20 protein-coding genes and 1 tRNA gene are annotated in these 13,602 nt (G+C 33.4%); 7 read left to right on the forward strand and 14 right to left on the reverse strand.

Annotation, left to right across the window (positions count from 1 at the left end; genetic code table 11):
* Positions 1 to 3 precede the first annotated feature (3 nt).
* Entirely contained in the window at positions 4 to 690 is a 687-nt protein-coding gene (locus Nisw_RS07670) for a hypothetical protein (RefSeq protein WP_141977931.1), read from the forward strand.
* 3 nt (positions 691 to 693) lie between these two features.
* Here Nisw_RS07670 and Nisw_RS07675 read toward each other — a convergent pair whose 3' ends face one another.
* Positions 694 to 942 carry a hypothetical protein gene (locus tag Nisw_RS07675; RefSeq protein ID WP_141977933.1) on the reverse strand — a complete coding sequence of 83 codons (249 nt, stop codon included), beginning with the start codon at positions 940 to 942 and terminating at the stop codon, positions 694 to 696.
* A 120-nt stretch (positions 943 to 1,062) separates the two neighbouring features.
* Here Nisw_RS07675 and Nisw_RS07680 point away from each other — a divergent pair, with 120 nt between their 5' ends.
* Complete coding sequence (locus Nisw_RS07680; protein WP_141977935.1) at positions 1,063 to 1,554, forward strand: hypothetical protein; 492 nt, start codon at positions 1,063 to 1,065, stop codon at positions 1,552 to 1,554.
* Here Nisw_RS07680 and Nisw_RS07685 read toward each other — a convergent pair.
* From Nisw_RS07685 to Nisw_RS07690, 3 genes are read right to left on the reverse strand one after another with little or no spacing between them, the layout of a single operon-like run.
* Complete coding sequence (locus Nisw_RS07685) at positions 1,544 to 1,777, reverse strand: hypothetical protein (protein WP_141977937.1); 234 nt, start codon at positions 1,775 to 1,777, stop codon at positions 1,544 to 1,546. The two genes, Nisw_RS07680 and Nisw_RS07685, sit on opposite strands and share 11 nt — an antisense overlap.
* A 32-nt stretch (positions 1,778 to 1,809) precedes the next feature.
* The gene (locus tag Nisw_RS09250; RefSeq protein ID WP_185736604.1) at positions 1,810 to 1,962 is read right to left on the reverse strand and encodes a hypothetical protein; all 153 of its coding nucleotides are present in this window, start codon (positions 1,960 to 1,962) and stop codon (positions 1,810 to 1,812) included.
* A gap of 32 nt (positions 1,963 to 1,994) precedes the next feature.
* Positions 1,995 to 3,029: an alcohol dehydrogenase catalytic domain-containing protein gene (locus tag Nisw_RS07690; protein ID WP_141977939.1), complete on the reverse strand. Its 1,035-nt coding sequence runs from the start codon at positions 3,027 to 3,029 to the stop codon at positions 1,995 to 1,997.
* A 339-nt stretch (positions 3,030 to 3,368) separates the two neighbouring features.
* On the opposite strand from Nisw_RS07690, the gene Nisw_RS07695 reads away from it, so the two are divergent.
* Both Nisw_RS07695 and Nisw_RS07700 read left to right on the forward strand, forming a co-directional pair.
* Positions 3,369 to 3,602, forward strand: coding sequence for a hypothetical protein (locus Nisw_RS07695; RefSeq protein ID WP_141977941.1), 234 nt, complete (start codon positions 3,369 to 3,371; stop codon positions 3,600 to 3,602).
* Positions 3,603 to 3,640: 38 nt separating this feature from the next.
* Positions 3,641 to 5,668 (forward strand): thioredoxin domain-containing protein, encoded by a 2,028-nt coding sequence (locus Nisw_RS07700; protein ID WP_141977943.1) that lies wholly within the window; start codon positions 3,641 to 3,643, stop codon positions 5,666 to 5,668.
* On the opposite strand, the gene Nisw_RS07705 is transcribed toward Nisw_RS07700, so the two are convergent.
* The gene (locus Nisw_RS07705; RefSeq protein ID WP_141977945.1) at positions 5,665 to 5,985 is read right to left on the reverse strand and encodes a hypothetical protein; all 321 of its coding nucleotides are present in this window, start codon (positions 5,983 to 5,985) and stop codon (positions 5,665 to 5,667) included. The genes Nisw_RS07700 and Nisw_RS07705 overlap by 4 nt on opposite strands.
* Positions 5,986 to 6,170: 185 nt before the next feature.
* Entirely contained in the window at positions 6,171 to 6,494 is a 324-nt protein-coding gene (locus tag Nisw_RS07710; protein ID WP_141977947.1) for a hypothetical protein, read from the reverse strand.
* 71 nt (positions 6,495 to 6,565) lie between these two features.
* Here Nisw_RS07710 and Nisw_RS07715 point away from each other — a divergent pair, with 71 nt between their 5' ends.
* Complete coding sequence (locus Nisw_RS07715; RefSeq protein ID WP_141977949.1) at positions 6,566 to 7,024, forward strand: hypothetical protein; 459 nt, start codon at positions 6,566 to 6,568, stop codon at positions 7,022 to 7,024.
* Here Nisw_RS07715 and Nisw_RS07720 read toward each other — a convergent pair.
* The 7 genes from Nisw_RS07720 to Nisw_RS07750 form a co-directional block, all read right to left on the reverse strand.
* On the reverse strand, positions 6,987 to 7,706 hold the full coding sequence (locus Nisw_RS07720; protein ID WP_255430758.1) for a DUF3426 domain-containing protein: 720 nt from the start codon (positions 7,704 to 7,706) through the stop codon (positions 6,987 to 6,989). The genes Nisw_RS07715 and Nisw_RS07720 overlap by 38 nt on opposite strands.
* Positions 7,707 to 7,797: 91 nt before the next feature.
* Complete coding sequence (locus Nisw_RS07725; RefSeq protein WP_141977953.1) at positions 7,798 to 8,487, reverse strand: hypothetical protein; 690 nt, start codon at positions 8,485 to 8,487, stop codon at positions 7,798 to 7,800.
* Positions 8,484 to 8,774, reverse strand: a complete 291-nt coding sequence (locus Nisw_RS07730) for a hypothetical protein (RefSeq protein WP_141977955.1) — start codon at positions 8,772 to 8,774, stop codon at positions 8,484 to 8,486. Before Nisw_RS07730 ends, Nisw_RS07725 begins: the two co-directional genes overlap by 4 nt.
* Positions 8,775 to 8,807: 33 nt before the next feature.
* A complete protein-coding gene (locus tag Nisw_RS07735) occupies positions 8,808 to 9,041 on the reverse strand; it encodes an Lrp/AsnC ligand binding domain-containing protein (RefSeq protein WP_141977957.1) in 234 nt (77 codons plus the stop codon).
* A gap of 48 nt (positions 9,042 to 9,089) precedes the next feature.
* Positions 9,090 to 10,406 carry a DEAD/DEAH box helicase gene (locus Nisw_RS07740; RefSeq protein WP_141977959.1) on the reverse strand — a complete coding sequence of 439 codons (1,317 nt, stop codon included), beginning with the start codon at positions 10,404 to 10,406 and terminating at the stop codon, positions 9,090 to 9,092.
* Positions 10,407 to 10,507: 101 nt separating this feature from the next.
* Positions 10,508 to 11,305, reverse strand: coding sequence for a DsbA family protein (locus Nisw_RS07745; protein WP_141977962.1), 798 nt, complete (start codon positions 11,303 to 11,305; stop codon positions 10,508 to 10,510).
* 62 nt (positions 11,306 to 11,367) lie between these two features.
* Positions 11,368 to 11,442: transfer RNA gene (locus Nisw_RS07750), tRNA-Thr, on the reverse strand.
* Positions 11,443 to 11,560: 118 nt separating this feature from the next.
* On the opposite strand from Nisw_RS07750, the gene Nisw_RS07755 reads away from it, so the two are divergent.
* Positions 11,561 to 11,791, forward strand: coding sequence for a hypothetical protein (locus Nisw_RS07755; protein WP_255430759.1), 231 nt, complete (start codon positions 11,561 to 11,563; stop codon positions 11,789 to 11,791).
* Between the two features lie 94 nt (positions 11,792 to 11,885).
* Positions 11,886 to 12,437, forward strand: a complete 552-nt coding sequence (locus Nisw_RS07760) for a pyruvoyl-dependent arginine decarboxylase (protein WP_141977964.1) — start codon at positions 11,886 to 11,888, stop codon at positions 12,435 to 12,437.
* Here the strand turns inward: Nisw_RS07760 and Nisw_RS07765 are convergent, their stop codons facing one another.
* The gene (locus tag Nisw_RS07765; protein WP_141977966.1) at positions 12,438 to 13,583 is read right to left on the reverse strand and encodes a hypothetical protein; all 1,146 of its coding nucleotides are present in this window, start codon (positions 13,581 to 13,583) and stop codon (positions 12,438 to 12,440) included.
* Between the last annotated feature and the right edge of the window lie 19 nt (positions 13,584 to 13,602).

Consider the following 13,602-nt stretch of genomic DNA (forward strand, 5'->3'; position numbering starts at 1 on the left):
AGAATGTATAATTGGACTGACTCGTATGAATCACACGATCACAAATACTTGGGATTAATTTTATTTGGTGCTTCTGCCTCTCTTGCAGTAATTCTATTTCTAATATTCCATCCTCAAATTGAAGAAATTAACAAACAATCTCCAATTCTCATCAATATTATGTTCATTCCTGCAATGGCAGTTGGTTTTCTATATGGAGTAAGGATTACAGAAAGAGCTGTAAAACCATCTGAAATTAGGAGTCCTCTAAAGCGATCAATTGTTAAAACCTTCTTGTTCTTTTTTGTTATAGGTGGTATGTTTAGCTCTGTAAACTTTGCAATAAATGGCGGAAGTATCATGCCTGATATGTCTATTCTTGAGGATGGATTGCTGCCTTGGGCAAATAATTTCATTACTGCAAATGGTGGTGCCACATTTCTGATTATTACTAGCATTACTCTGATGGCAGCAGCTACAAAAAGAATTGTTGGGATGAACTTTGGCTTTCTTAATAGATTGGTAACTTCAGTTGGAACCTTTGTATTTTTCACAATGTTGGCTCTGAGTTTTACAAAATCTGATCCTACATCTTCAGGTGTATTCTTGTATACGTTTTATCAGGCAGGAATTGTTGGTGGTGCATTCTTTGCAATGAACAGACTTACAAAGAATCAAAACATGCTTGAAGATTTCTCAAACGGATATTAGAAATTATTCATCCAAGTCTACGTAAATTCCTGAGATTTGATTGTTGATTCTATCCCAGTATTTTTCACAACCTTCTGTTTTGAAATCATTTACTTTACATTCGTTAAAGTGCTTTGTGTGGTCTCTTTGTAAATTATCTGCATATAATACATCATCTGCCATAAACAATCCCATTATTCCAATAACTGCTAATGAAGCTGCTACTGCAATCATCCCGTATCCGACTTTTGCATGATTGTGAGGCTCTTTCATTTAAAAAAAATCAATCACTCTTGAATTTAATCTTTTCAAGTTCATATACTGCGATCAATTTCATGGCACTAGGCAACTTTCTAAGAAAAGGAGAAAAGACAGTTATTCAAAATACTATTGTTGAGTATTCAAATTTTACAATATGAGTTCCTTGGCCCTATTCCACTTGATGAATGGGGTCCACCAATGGAAAAACTTGTGTTTCTAATCATGGCTAGGGATAAGGATAGATTCAATATTGTATATGCAGGCGATTGCGAAAAAACAGATGATAAATCATTTTTTGTACAACATTCCGGTTTCAAGTGTTGGGTTGAAAAATCGGGCTCTGAAAAATCATTATACTTGGCAATATTGCCTTTATTTGATGCAAGTAAAGATCATCGAGAAAGTGTTCTAAATAAAATCAAAGTCCGATACAACCCACCATGTAATTCTCGTGATGTTACTCAACCCAAACCTGATTATGTTGTTAGGAAATCCCCCGAATCCTCTAAAAAATTTTCATGTCCTTGTTGTGGCTCTGAAATGAAGGCAGAACAATTTCTAGAAAAATCCACACTCTATAGATGTAGTAGTTGTGGAATTAGTGACACAAAACTTAATTCTTGACTTTATTTTGAACATCAAATAGTTGCAATGTTAGTAAATCAATTGCTTTTTTCAAATGACCAAATTCATTTATTGAATGAATTTGTCCTTCTACCAAGGCCCTCATGATTTTAATTGAATTTTTTTGAAAATCATCTGACGCAACAATTTCCATGGCGTTAATTTTTGACAATAAATTGTCTAATTCTTTTATCATCTCGTCTGATGGTTTGTGTTTTTCCATGAGTATTCAAAATGATTTTGATATATGAATTGTTACAACAACTCTTCATCAATTTCTTGTATTGGATCCAAGTATTGTTGACATGTACATGTTGGAATTTGACATTTACCCATTTTCATTAATGAATTACTTTGTTCATTTGGAACATGTGCTTCATCTGTATGATGACATCTATTACAATTCATACTGCCAAACATTCACTCCGATATTTAACTAGTCAAGGAATCAAAACTGCTCTGGCTTCGATACTTGAATCTTTTAATTTTTTGAGAACTTCATTTGCACTCTCTAAAGGAAATGTTTCTGTTATTACTTCAATATTTTTTTCATCACATATCTTGATTACTTCTTCCATATCTGCAGTTGAACCAATAAGCGTGCCTCTAATTGTCTTCTCTTCAAATGCCATGAATGCTGGATTCTCACCAACCGTTGCAATGACTATCATCCCTCCTTTTTTTACTGCTTTGATTGCAGTATCAGTTACAATATCTGCCGGTGCAAACACAATTACTGCATCAAGCATTCCGTGTTTTTCTTTTAATTTTTTCAAAAACTCTTCTTGATTTTTAGAAAATTGTATTGCATCATCTGCACCTAATCTCTTTGCAACATCTAGGTGATTTTGTGATCTTGAAAATGCTATGACCTCACAATCTTTTACTTTGGCAAATTGTACTGCCATGTGTCCTACTCCTCCAATCCCAAAAATTCCGATTTTTTTGTGAGTCTGTGGTTCTGCAGCTTTGACTGCTTTGTATGCCGTAATTCCTGCACAAAATAGCGGTGCTGCATATTCTGGTTTCATATGCTCAGGAACTTTGGTAGCAAAATCTTCAGTTACTGTAATGTATTCTGTATATCCTCCTTTGAAAGATTCTCCTGTAATTGTTGATGATTCACAAAGATACTCTTTTCCTTCTTTACAATATTGACATTCTTTACATGCTTCTAACAACGGAGTGATTCCTGCCCTATCTCCAACTTTGAATTTTGTAACTTGTTCTCCTATCCCAATAACTTTTCCAACAACCTCATGTCCCGGAACTGTTGGTAGTTGTGGTGGAATACCAAGGTCTTGCCAATCCCCCTCAATACCGTGAAGCTGTGAATGACAAACTCCACATGCTTCAATTTTTAGCAAAATCTCATTTGGCCTTTTAATCTCATGTCTATCAATTTGAGTTAGTTTTAATGGATTAGTCTCTATTGCCCCACATCTTTCAAGTACCATTGCACGCATCTTTTCCATAAACTTGAAAATTTTTCATGGAATTTTAAGATTCGCTAATCCTGAATTCATATTACTGTAAATCAGGCATTATCAATTTTTTAAATCAGTCAAATCAAGAAAAAAACCAATCCTGTTATTGCTCCAACAATTCCTATGAATAACAATGCATTTCTTTTTTGATGTGCAACAAGTAGTTGACTCATATGGTAAACAGTACTTAATAGAATTTAAATCACTTTCAAAATATATGAAAATTTGTCTTAAAAACTTGGTAAATTATTCACAATTGTTTACATATATGGTTTCATTTACCTACTAATTCATTAGAAAAATAAAGGACACTGAATGTCTTGAGTTGTGGATAAAATTACTGACGAAGATAAAGAAAGAGTAGAATTACTGCGTCTTGTATCTAGTTCTAAAAATGAATTCAAAAATCTCACTCTTGAACAACTAAAACGCTTACAGGAATTAGTTGAGAAAAAAGATTACAGTCATGATAAAAAAGCTCATAAATCCAAAGTAAAATTACTTGGAAAAATTAATGTTAGAATTTATGAAATAACTGAAGGAAGAGGAATTTGGGGTTAACCCTTTAGGTACAAATATCAAAACATATCTGAAAAACTATGGCAGAAAATAATCTTATTCATGAAACTAGTCCTTATCTTCTTCAACATGCGCATAATCCAGTTGATTGGTATGGATGGAATGATGAAGCATTAAAAAAAGCAAAAGATGAAAACAAGCCCATCTTTCTTAGTATTGGTTATAGTTCTTGTCATTGGTGTCATGTAATGGAACATGAATCATTTGAAAATGAAGATGTTGCAAAATTCATGAATGATAATTTTGTAAACATTAAGGTTGATAGAGAAGAGCGCCCCGACATTGATGACATTTATCAAAAAGTTTGTCAAATAGCTACCGGTCAAGGTGGATGGCCTTTGAGTATTTTCTTAACCCCTGATCAAAAACCATTCTATGTAGGAACATATTTCCCTGTATTGGATTCTTACGGTCGTCCTGGATTTGGAAGTATATGCAGACAACTCTCTCAAGCTTGGAAAGAAAAACCAAAAGACATTGAAAAATCTGCAGAAAACTTTCTTAACGCTCTAAATAAAACTGAAAAAGTTTCGGTTCCATCAAAATTAGAAAGAAGCATTCTTGATGAAGCTGCAATGAATCTGTTCCAATTAGGTGATTCTACTTGTGGTGGATTTGGTTCTGCCCCTAAATTCCCCAATGCTGCAAACGTTTCATTTTTGTTTCGTTATGCAAAATTGTCTGGTCTTTCAAAATTTACCGAATTTGGGCTCAAAACTCTCAAAAAAATGGCAAATGGCGGAATCTTTGATCAAATTGGAGGTGGTTTTCATCGATATTCTACAGATGCAAAGTGGCTTGTACCTCATTTTGAAAAAATGCTTTATGATAATGCACTGATTCCTGTAAATTATGCTGAGGCATTTCAAATAACAAAAGATCCTTTCTATCTTGATGTTTTGAAAAAAACACTTGATTTTGTCTTACGTGAAATGACTTCTCCTGAAGGTGGCTTTTATTCTGCATATGATGCAGACTCTGAAGGTGTAGAGGGCAAATTTTATGTCTGGAAAAAAAGTGAAATCAAAGAAATTCTTGGTGATGATGCAGATATTTTTTGTCTGTTTTATGATGTTACTGATGGTGGAAATTGGGAAGGAAATAACATTCTCTGCAACAATCTGAATATTTCTACAGTTGCTTTTAATTTTGGAACTACGGAAGATAAAGTTAGAGAAACCCTTCAGCATTGTTCTAAAAAACTTCTTGATATTCGTTCCAAACGCATTCCCCCTGGATTAGATGATAAAATTTTGGTTTCATGGAATTCACTGATGGTTACTGCATTTGCTAAAGGATATCGTGTAACAAATGATTCAAGATATCTTGATGCTGCAAAAAACTGCATCTCTTTTATTGAAAATAATTTGTTTTCAGAAGGTAAGTTATTGAGAACTTATAAAAATAAAACTGCAAAAATTGATGGTTATCTAGAAGATTATTCTTATTTTGTCAATTGCCTCTTAGATGTGTTTGAAATTGAACCTGATCCAAAATATCTAAAATTGGCAATCAAACTAGGCCATCATTTAGTAGATCATTTCTGGGATTCAGAAAATAATAGCTTCTTTATGACTTCTGACAATCATGAAAAATTAATCATCAGACCCAAAAGCAATTATGATTTGTCATTGCCTTCGGGAAATTCTGTTTCTGCATTTGTCATGCTTAGACTATTTCACTTTTCTCAAGAACAACAATTTCTAGAAATTACCACAAAAATCATGGAATCTCAGGCACAAATGGCTGCTGAAAATCCGTTTGGATTTGGATATTTACTAAATACAATTTCACTTTATTTAGAAAAACCTGTTGAAATTACGATTATCAACCCCGAAAATTCTCAACTATGTAACTCAGTCATTTTAGAATATATCCCAAACGCAATTATTGTCACTGTACAAAATTCTGATCAATTATTTGCACTCTCTACATATCCTTTCTTTGCAGGAAAATCTTTTGAAGAAAAAACATCTGTGTTTATTTGCAAAAACTTTACTTGTTCGCTACCTTTGCACACCATTGATGAAATAAATTCTGATCTTTAGATTTTCTTTAAGTTAACTTCAATCGTATTGCCTACTTGTGGTCTTCCCATTCCGTCATATCTTGATTTTGGCATCGCAATTGTAATCTGAGTCTGTTGATATGACTTGATGTTTACTGTGGGCTGTGCTTGCAAAATTGCTTCTAATAATGGCATAACCTGCTCTTTTGTTTCTTGATCAAGTTTTTTTGAAACATTTTCAATAATCATCTGTTTTTGTGAAATTGGCTCTGTTGAAACATTTTCAATTAAAGTCAATTGTACCATCTGACCGTTGTCTACAATTTGAGTTATTTTGAATTCATTTGTTGCTGACATACATTGTTAGACTTTCTTTATGATTTATCTTTAACGAATCGAAAAATATAATGCAACTATTGCTGTGACTACTGCTGCAGCAGTTCCTCCCCAAAAAATTATTTTACTGCCATCTACGTTCATGTTTTTACACCATTTTTTCAGAATTAAACTGTATTGATTTTTTAAAAATAATTCTAAAATCTTTATTGTTCTTTGATTTCTTCAGTTTCTTCTTTTGCTTCTGTTTTATGAGGCTCAATTATGGCCTTTTTTATTAATGCAGCACGATTTTTTATCATTTCATTAAATTCTCTTATATCTTCTAAACTTGGAGTTTGTTGCTGGTTTTGATATGCTTGTAAGAATCCCGAATATACACATCCCGTAATAATTCCAAATGCTGTATCTGGAACAGATTCAACTTCTGGAACAAAGTTTTCTGCAATCTGAGTATATGCTTCAGATTCGCTAATGTAATAATCAATTAAACTGTCTATGAATTCTTTGTTCTCTTTTGAGATTGCCATACTTTTCTTTAACTCCTGTTTATTTAACTGTCTTTGATTAATCGTTTATTTATTCATGGATTAATTTTTAGATGTTGTGGAAGTTAGAATTAGACGAGGAATATTTTCGCATATATGATTCAAATAAAATGATTGCAGGATATTTTGATCCTGACTATGGTGATATCTATCCTAAAGAAAATTCTGAACAAATCATTTCTTCTATGCTAAAAAACCATGATATGATTTCAGGAGGAATAATGATGATTCCTCTAGTAAAATTTGGCTTGTTTGATAGGGATTTAGATACTAGCATTTCAGATGTTCATCAAAATGTTACTAGAGTAAATACACACTTGGAAAAATGGAATAATGTTTTGTCTGAAATAAATTCCAAATTTCATTCAGTACGAATATCTCACACTGATCAAGATATGCTGACAATAACTTTTCCTATTTTATTTTCAAAACCTACTCCTTTAAAAAAAGAAGAATTGATCAAAGAGATTTTTCCTACTTTAGATTTGTTGCAGAAAAGAGATTTGTTATAATTCTTCCAGAATACCGTGTAATTCCAATATATGCTGATAATGTGAGTATGAGTACGATAACTGTGCCTATGGGAAATTCTGGTACTGCTGCATATTCTTCAGACTCTGCAATCAACACATATTCTTTAATTTCTTCAGTTTGAATTTTGTCTGGGACTGATAACAAAAAGAATGCACTGTCTTCTACTCTTAGATAATCTGGTTTAGGATTAACTTGTGATACTGCTGCAACATTTCCTTGTTTGTCATAAAGTGTGGCAATAACTGATATCATATTTGCTGTTATCTCTCCGTTATTTACTACAGTGCCTGTAATCATCAAATTATTATGATTATCTCTTGAAAGTGATGACTCTGTAATGTCTATGACTTGACTTTTTGGAGGGCTTACTTGATAGTTCAATTCCATTGAATACGATTTTGCACTTTTTGCCTCATTATCTGTTAAAATAAGATCAAATGGACCTTTCATACCTGGCATTATTGTATTTACTAAAGATCTTGTCTCTTTTTGCTGAATTAGTTGTTGATTCTCATCAAACAAATCAATTTGTACTTGAATTTGGTTTAGAGGTATGTCTAGATTGTTTACAATTTCTCCTACGATGTGGACCGAACCATCATCTCCCACATATTGTTGATCATTTTGAATATAGACGTCTGCAAATACAAGTGGTGTCATGCTTGTAAAAATAATTACTATGATGAAGATCTTCTCCACAATTATTCTTGGTCTGATTCTTTAAAGTACTTTTTGTGGATTTGATTATTTCTTATGGGAGATGTTCTATTTTCCATTTTTTAGCCTCATTTATGCAGTTAAACCACTCTACTTCTATTTCGTCGGAATCAAATCCTCCTAACTCATTTTTGAATTCTTCATTGCATTTGCTTGCCATATTTTCTGCTACTTGGATTACTTTTTGTGTCAATCCTGCTTGTGGAGCTTCAAACTTTGCATCTTCATCATAGTTTTTGATACCTGTTTTTGCTGAATAAAACTCAACTAAACCCTGTAACTCGTATTCTACTGATTCTTGGAACTGTGTATCTGATCTTATTTTAGCTGATTCGTCTCCTGTTTCGATCCATTTGATATATTCTGAATCACTTGACAACTGTGTCTCTGATGAAATCTTTAGCAATTCTACAGAACTCTCAAATAATTCTGGTGCATCAAGTTCATCATATTTAGAAATGATTTCATTGAATTCATTTAGATGTTCATCGTAAAATTCTAACAATTCTTCTTTTGTTATGTCCCCTTCTTCCCACTTTGTTTTCTCTGAATAAAATTTGATTTGCAAATCTTTTACATCTTGTTGAATTTGTTCTAACTCTACTCCAAACTGTAATCCTTTTTGTTTGGTTTGATCTATTGAATAATTGTATGCTCCAATTGCACCAATAATGCTAATTGCAATCACTACAATTGTTATATTTTGAATCTTCTTTTTCTTCAAAGATAATCTATGTAATTTCCATCTTCGTCTAATTTTAATTCAATTGTAAATTCCGTACCGCTAATAAAAGAATCATTTCGTGTTGATCTGACTCTGCCTATTACAAGCTCATATGGCCAAATTTCAACTACAATTGAGCCTATCTTTGCAGTTGGGGTCTCTGTAATTTCCATATCTTCGCGTTTTACCCCATGTCTCTCTAACATGTGTATGGCGTGATCTAAAAGTGGTTTAGGATTATTGTAATTTAGTACCCATACTGGTGCTTCATAATCAATTTTCTGCAATTTGATTCAATCCTGAATTTTCTCATATAACAATTATTCGGGGCGAATTACATTTAGTGTCATTGTGCTGACCACTCTGGATAATTTTCTAATTACTGCAATTGCTTTTTCAAATCCATCTTGATTTTCTGTCTCTATTTCTGCAATGACATCATATGCCCCAAAAGTTAGATATGCATTTTTCACATCTTGCATATGATTTAACTCATCTACAATGTACTCTTCGGCTCCTAGATCACAATTTAATAAAATGAATCCTTTGTGCATTACTTTACCTTGAATTAATTATGTAGTTGTGGTCTTTAAGTTTTACAGTTACCATCTACTACGGCCGCCGTAACTATTTCTGTTACCGCCTCTATCATTATATCTTCGTCTACCGCCTCTATCATCTCTTGAATCTCGTCCACCTGATCTTCCATATCCTCCAGAACGACCTCCTCTTGAATAGTTTGATCTTGATTGACCTCCGTATCTTCTTGATGGCATTTGTCTTTTTAGAGGATCTGGAATTGAAATTTCTATTCCCATCTCTTCATTCAAATCTTTGATAGGGACTTTGATTTGTCGTTTAATAAGATTCCAATCTCCTACTGATGAATATGAAACAAATGTAATTGCTTTACCCTTTGCTCCTGCTCTTGCAGTTCTTCCAATTCTGTGAAAATATGCCATTTCTTGATTTGGAACATCGTAATTAATTACCAACTCTACTCTTGGAACATCTATGCCTCTTGATGCAACATCTGTTGCCACTAGAATGTCTGCCTTACCACTACGGAATTTTCCCATTGATTGCTCTCTTCTGTGTTGTGACATGTCTCCTTCTATTGCTACTGCATCAAATTTTTCTTGGTGTAAGAATTTTGCAACATCTCTAGTTCTATATTTTGTTGAGCAAAACACAATAGATTGGCCTTTTACTGGTTTGATAAAATCAATTAGATACTTGAATTTGTCCCTGTCTTTTATGACTAGATATGATTGATCAATTCCTTCTCCGCTGAGATCATCTGCATCTAACAAGAATTGTTTTGGGTTTTTCAAATATTCCTCAGACAATCTAAGAATTTCAGTTGGCATTGTTGCTGAAAACAACGACATAACTCTGTCTTCTGGTGCTAAATCTAAAATAAATGAAATATCATCAACAAATCCCATATCTAACATTGTGTCAGCTTCATCCAAAACAATATGTGAAACGTCTCTGAGTTCTATTGATCCTCGTTTGAGATGATCAATTAATCTACCTGGTGTTGCTACAACAATTTCCACTCCTCTTTCTAGAGCGTCTAATTGAAGTCCCATTCCTTGTCCTCCATAAACTGTTGCTACTCTAATTCCAGTGTATTTTCCAAATTTTTTAATCTCATCTGTAATCTGCATAGCAAGTTCTCTTGTGGGGGCCATGATCAAACCCTGAATTCCGTTTTTTGGTTGAATTTCTTGCAGCATTGATAAGGAAAATGCTGCAGTTTTACCCGATCCTGTATGTGCTTGTCCTACAACATCTCTTCCTGTAAGTAATACTGGAATTACTGCCTCTTGAATTGGAAATGCTTCTTCAAATCCAAGGTCTTTAATTCCTTTTAGTATGTCTTCTTTTAATCCTAATTCTTGAAATTTTGTCATTTTATTATCTTCTCTTTAGCAATGACGAAAAGCTCATTGCCAGCCGTCATTATTCCGATGCGTAAAGTTACAGTTTAGGTCTAATAAACGCTTGTTATTTTTTATGCCTCTAGTTGTGCATCAATAACTTTTTTGAAACTTTCAAAGGGCTGTGCACCTTTTAGTTCTACATACCCTATCTCGTCATTTCCTATAAAAAATCCTGGGGTTCCTGTGACATCATAACTTCTACCATCATCAAGATCGTTTCTTATCTCTTCGATGTATTTTCCACTTATGAGACACTCATCAAATGTTTCTTGTTCTAGTTGTATTTGAGATGCATATTGACTAAACACAGATAACGCATCAACTGTTTCTAGATTATTCCATTGATTTTGATTATCAAATAATATGTCGTGCATCGCTTTGAATTGTCCTTGCTCATTTGCACACTCTGCTGCTACTGATGCAGGAAGTGCATTTGGATGAATACTTTGTATTGGAAAGTCTCTAAAGACTAGTTTCACTTTACCTTGATCAATATATTCTTCTAAAAGCAATGGAAGTGTCTGCACATGGAATCGTGCACAGAATGGACATTGAAAATCAGAAAATTCTATTATTGTTATTGGTGCATCTGGATTTCCAATTACTGGGTCATCATCTGCTGAAATTTTTACAGGCTGTGATGGTTGATTTGTTGGTAGTCTGTTTTGTAACATTTTGAGTTCTAGTTTTGCAATTGCATCATCAAGATCTTCTTGTGAAATTTGATTTGAATTCATATTTGAAACATACATTCCTGCAAAAAATGCTGCAGCACCCACTGCAACAATTAATCCAATTATTAGGCCATTTGATTTTGATTTTTTTTGATAATTTTCATCTTGTTTGATCTCATTATCTTCAAAACTCATGTATGATTGCTCCAAAATCCAGCATAATTAACCGTATTGCCAAATTATCATTGAAAATTTAAAGCCAATGATGGGATCTGAACCCATGACCTTTCGCTTACAAGGCGAATGCTCTAGCCAGGCTGAGCTACATTGGCACGAAGTAAAATGAAATTTTTGAAGGTTTAAAGTGTTACCTGTGTTCTTTTTGTAAGGCTTTTTCTGGAAAATATCTCAACCGTCAGTTTATAATAATGCCATTTTTTGATACCTGTTATGCGATACATTGAACCAACCAGAGTCAAAGTTTTGATGATGATGTTCTTTGCAACTGGTATTTTGGGTATTGTAATTGGATTGTCTCCGATTGCAGGAAAGGAACAAACAATATTCATTACATTCATGGGGGTTGTCAATGTTGGATTGGGAGCATTTTTCACGTTCATCTTTTTAACACAAGAAGCAAAAGCTCCTGATAAAAGAAAAAAGAAAAAGAAACGAGATTAGTTTTCCAAAAAAACTTGCACTATGACCTTTTCATAAAACGAAATTCAGAATTTAATTAAAGTTAAATACTAACCCTCTTTCTAAAATTTTGAAAATGCTGGATTTAGTTGCAAAGAAATTATTTCTCACAAAAGGAAAAGGCATACATGAAGACAGGTTAACTAGCTTTGAATATGCCCTAAGAGATGCTGGTATTGCAGGAACAAACCTGGTATTGATTTCTAGTATCTTCCCTCCAAAAGCAAAACTAATTTCCAGAAAAGAGGGACTAAAACAAATCAAACCTGGACAGATTCTGTTTACAATTTATTCAAAGAATCAAACTAATGAGCCCCATAGAATGTGTGCTGCATCTGTTGGATTGGCCCAACCAAAAGATACCTCAAGATATGGTTATTTGTCTGAATACGAGTCTTTTGGACAAAATGAGACTCAGGCAGGTGACTATGCTGAAGATATTGCAGCACAAATGTTGGCATCATCATTGGGAATTCCATTTGATGTTGATAAGAATTGGGATGAAAAAAGACAACAATGGAAGATATCTGGAGAAATTTACAATACTCATAACATTACCCAATCAACACGTGGTGATAAAGATGGGAAATGGACTACTGTTTTTGCTGCGGCAGTACTTTTACTATAATTATTTTCTATACCCTTTAAGATAAAACAATGCGGCTGCAATTGCAACTATTGAAATTATTATCACCACTACAAGCGATTCATCTGATGATTCTTGTTGTGTAGGTGGTACATCTCCTAATGAAAACTTTAACTTGTCTTTGTTAACTGAAGTTTCTTCTCCGAAAATATATTTGCCTTGAATTCTTTGTCCTTCTTGAGGATCAAAAACCCATCCTTGTTTTGATACGTCTGTTGGAATTTGTTCGTTATTCACTGTTTGTGTTGGAACTATATTTCCTCTAATGTTTGAAATTATTTCATCCTCAGGTGATAATATGACTACTTGGATGATTGAATTGAGTGGATAAAATCCTGAAGAAAAATAATCTGATCTGCTAATTGTATCTACTTTTAACAAATCTAATGGACTAACTTCAGAAATTGTAGATGCCTCATTAGGGTAATCAACTGACAATTTCAACTGTAACAGAGATTTTGAATCTAAAGGTATTATTGAAAATGTCATTTTTGCATTATCTTCAAATGAAAGATTTTTTGCAATTTCATAAAATCCTCCACTATCTCTGATTATTTTTGGAATTAGAATTGCTGATGTCTTTTCATACATCGCATTGGTGTCTTCTGGTGGCATTGTGTATACTACTGAAATCATTCCTTTTCCTGAAATGACTCCTGATGTCTCAAATGCCTCATTGGATGCATCATCACTATGTACAAAAACTGAATGAAGTTCTGCCTCTGTGTCAAAGACTTGGTTTATCTCATCAATGTATGGCATTGCAACTTCTTTAGCTGCATCCTGAATCTCTATGATTCCTTTTGCTGATGGGTCTCTTACTACGTTAATCATAATACATGATTCATTAAAAACTCCTAAAACACATTGCTCTTGATTTGTAACAATTACTGCTTTAACCATTTCATCCTCTCTAAGCTTCTGTTCTAACTCTGCTGGAATTCTAATCTCTTGAATGCTTGTACTTTGTAGAGTTACTGAGGCAGTTACATTTTGAGATATACTTCTATCTATTATTACTTGGGCGGTTTCTTGAAACGTTGCTAAACCCATCTCCTGTGAATACACAAGATTTGTTGAAATTCCAATAAATGTAACTGATAATAAAATCCAAAGCATCTTTTGCATTGGTTGTTCCTCTAATCTT

The organism is Candidatus Nitrosopumilus sp. SW, assembly GCF_006740685.1.
Classification (GTDB): domain Archaea; phylum Thermoproteota; class Nitrososphaeria; order Nitrososphaerales; family Nitrosopumilaceae; genus Nitrosopumilus.

Bases quoted from the DNA above. Each gene is read 5' to 3' on its own strand.
- Nisw_RS07700 (WP_141977943.1), top strand. From the start codon at position 3,641: ATGGCAGAAAATAATCTTATTCATGAAACTAGTCCTTATCTTCTTCAA.
- Nisw_RS07685 (WP_141977937.1), bottom strand. From the start codon at position 1,777: ATGGAAAAACACAAACCATCAGACGAGATGATAAAAGAATTAGACAAT.
- Nisw_RS07755 (WP_255430759.1), top strand. From the start codon at position 11,561: ATGCGATACATTGAACCAACCAGAGTCAAAGTTTTGATGATGATGTTC.
- Nisw_RS07740 (WP_141977959.1), bottom strand. From the start codon at position 10,406: ATGACAAAATTTCAAGAATTAGGATTAAAAGAAGACATACTAAAAGGA.
- Nisw_RS07735 (WP_141977957.1), bottom strand. From the start codon at position 9,041: ATGCACAAAGGATTCATTTTATTAAATTGTGATCTAGGAGCCGAAGAG.
- Nisw_RS07745 (WP_141977962.1), bottom strand. From the start codon at position 11,305: ATGAGTTTTGAAGATAATGAGATCAAACAAGATGAAAATTATCAAAAA.
- Nisw_RS07720 (WP_255430758.1), bottom strand. From the start codon at position 7,706: ATGACACCACTTGTATTTGCAGACGTCTATATTCAAAATGATCAACAA.
- Nisw_RS07715 (WP_141977949.1), top strand. From the start codon at position 6,566: ATGTTGTGGAAGTTAGAATTAGACGAGGAATATTTTCGCATATATGAT.
- Nisw_RS07705 (WP_141977945.1), bottom strand. From the start codon at position 5,985: ATGTCAGCAACAAATGAATTCAAAATAACTCAAATTGTAGACAACGGT.
- Nisw_RS07710 (WP_141977947.1), bottom strand. From the start codon at position 6,494: ATGGCAATCTCAAAAGAGAACAAAGAATTCATAGACAGTTTAATTGAT.
- Nisw_RS07670 (WP_141977931.1), top strand. From the start codon at position 4: ATGTATAATTGGACTGACTCGTATGAATCACACGATCACAAATACTTG.
- Nisw_RS07690 (WP_141977939.1), bottom strand. From the start codon at position 3,029: ATGGAAAAGATGCGTGCAATGGTACTTGAAAGATGTGGGGCAATAGAG.
- Nisw_RS07760 (WP_141977964.1), top strand. From the start codon at position 11,886: ATGCTGGATTTAGTTGCAAAGAAATTATTTCTCACAAAAGGAAAAGGC.
- Nisw_RS07765 (WP_141977966.1), bottom strand. From the start codon at position 13,583: ATGCAAAAGATGCTTTGGATTTTATTATCAGTTACATTTATTGGAATT.
- Nisw_RS07675 (WP_141977933.1), bottom strand. From the start codon at position 942: ATGAAAGAGCCTCACAATCATGCAAAAGTCGGATACGGGATGATTGCA.
- Nisw_RS09250 (WP_185736604.1), bottom strand. From the start codon at position 1,962: ATGAATTGTAATAGATGTCATCATACAGATGAAGCACATGTTCCAAAT.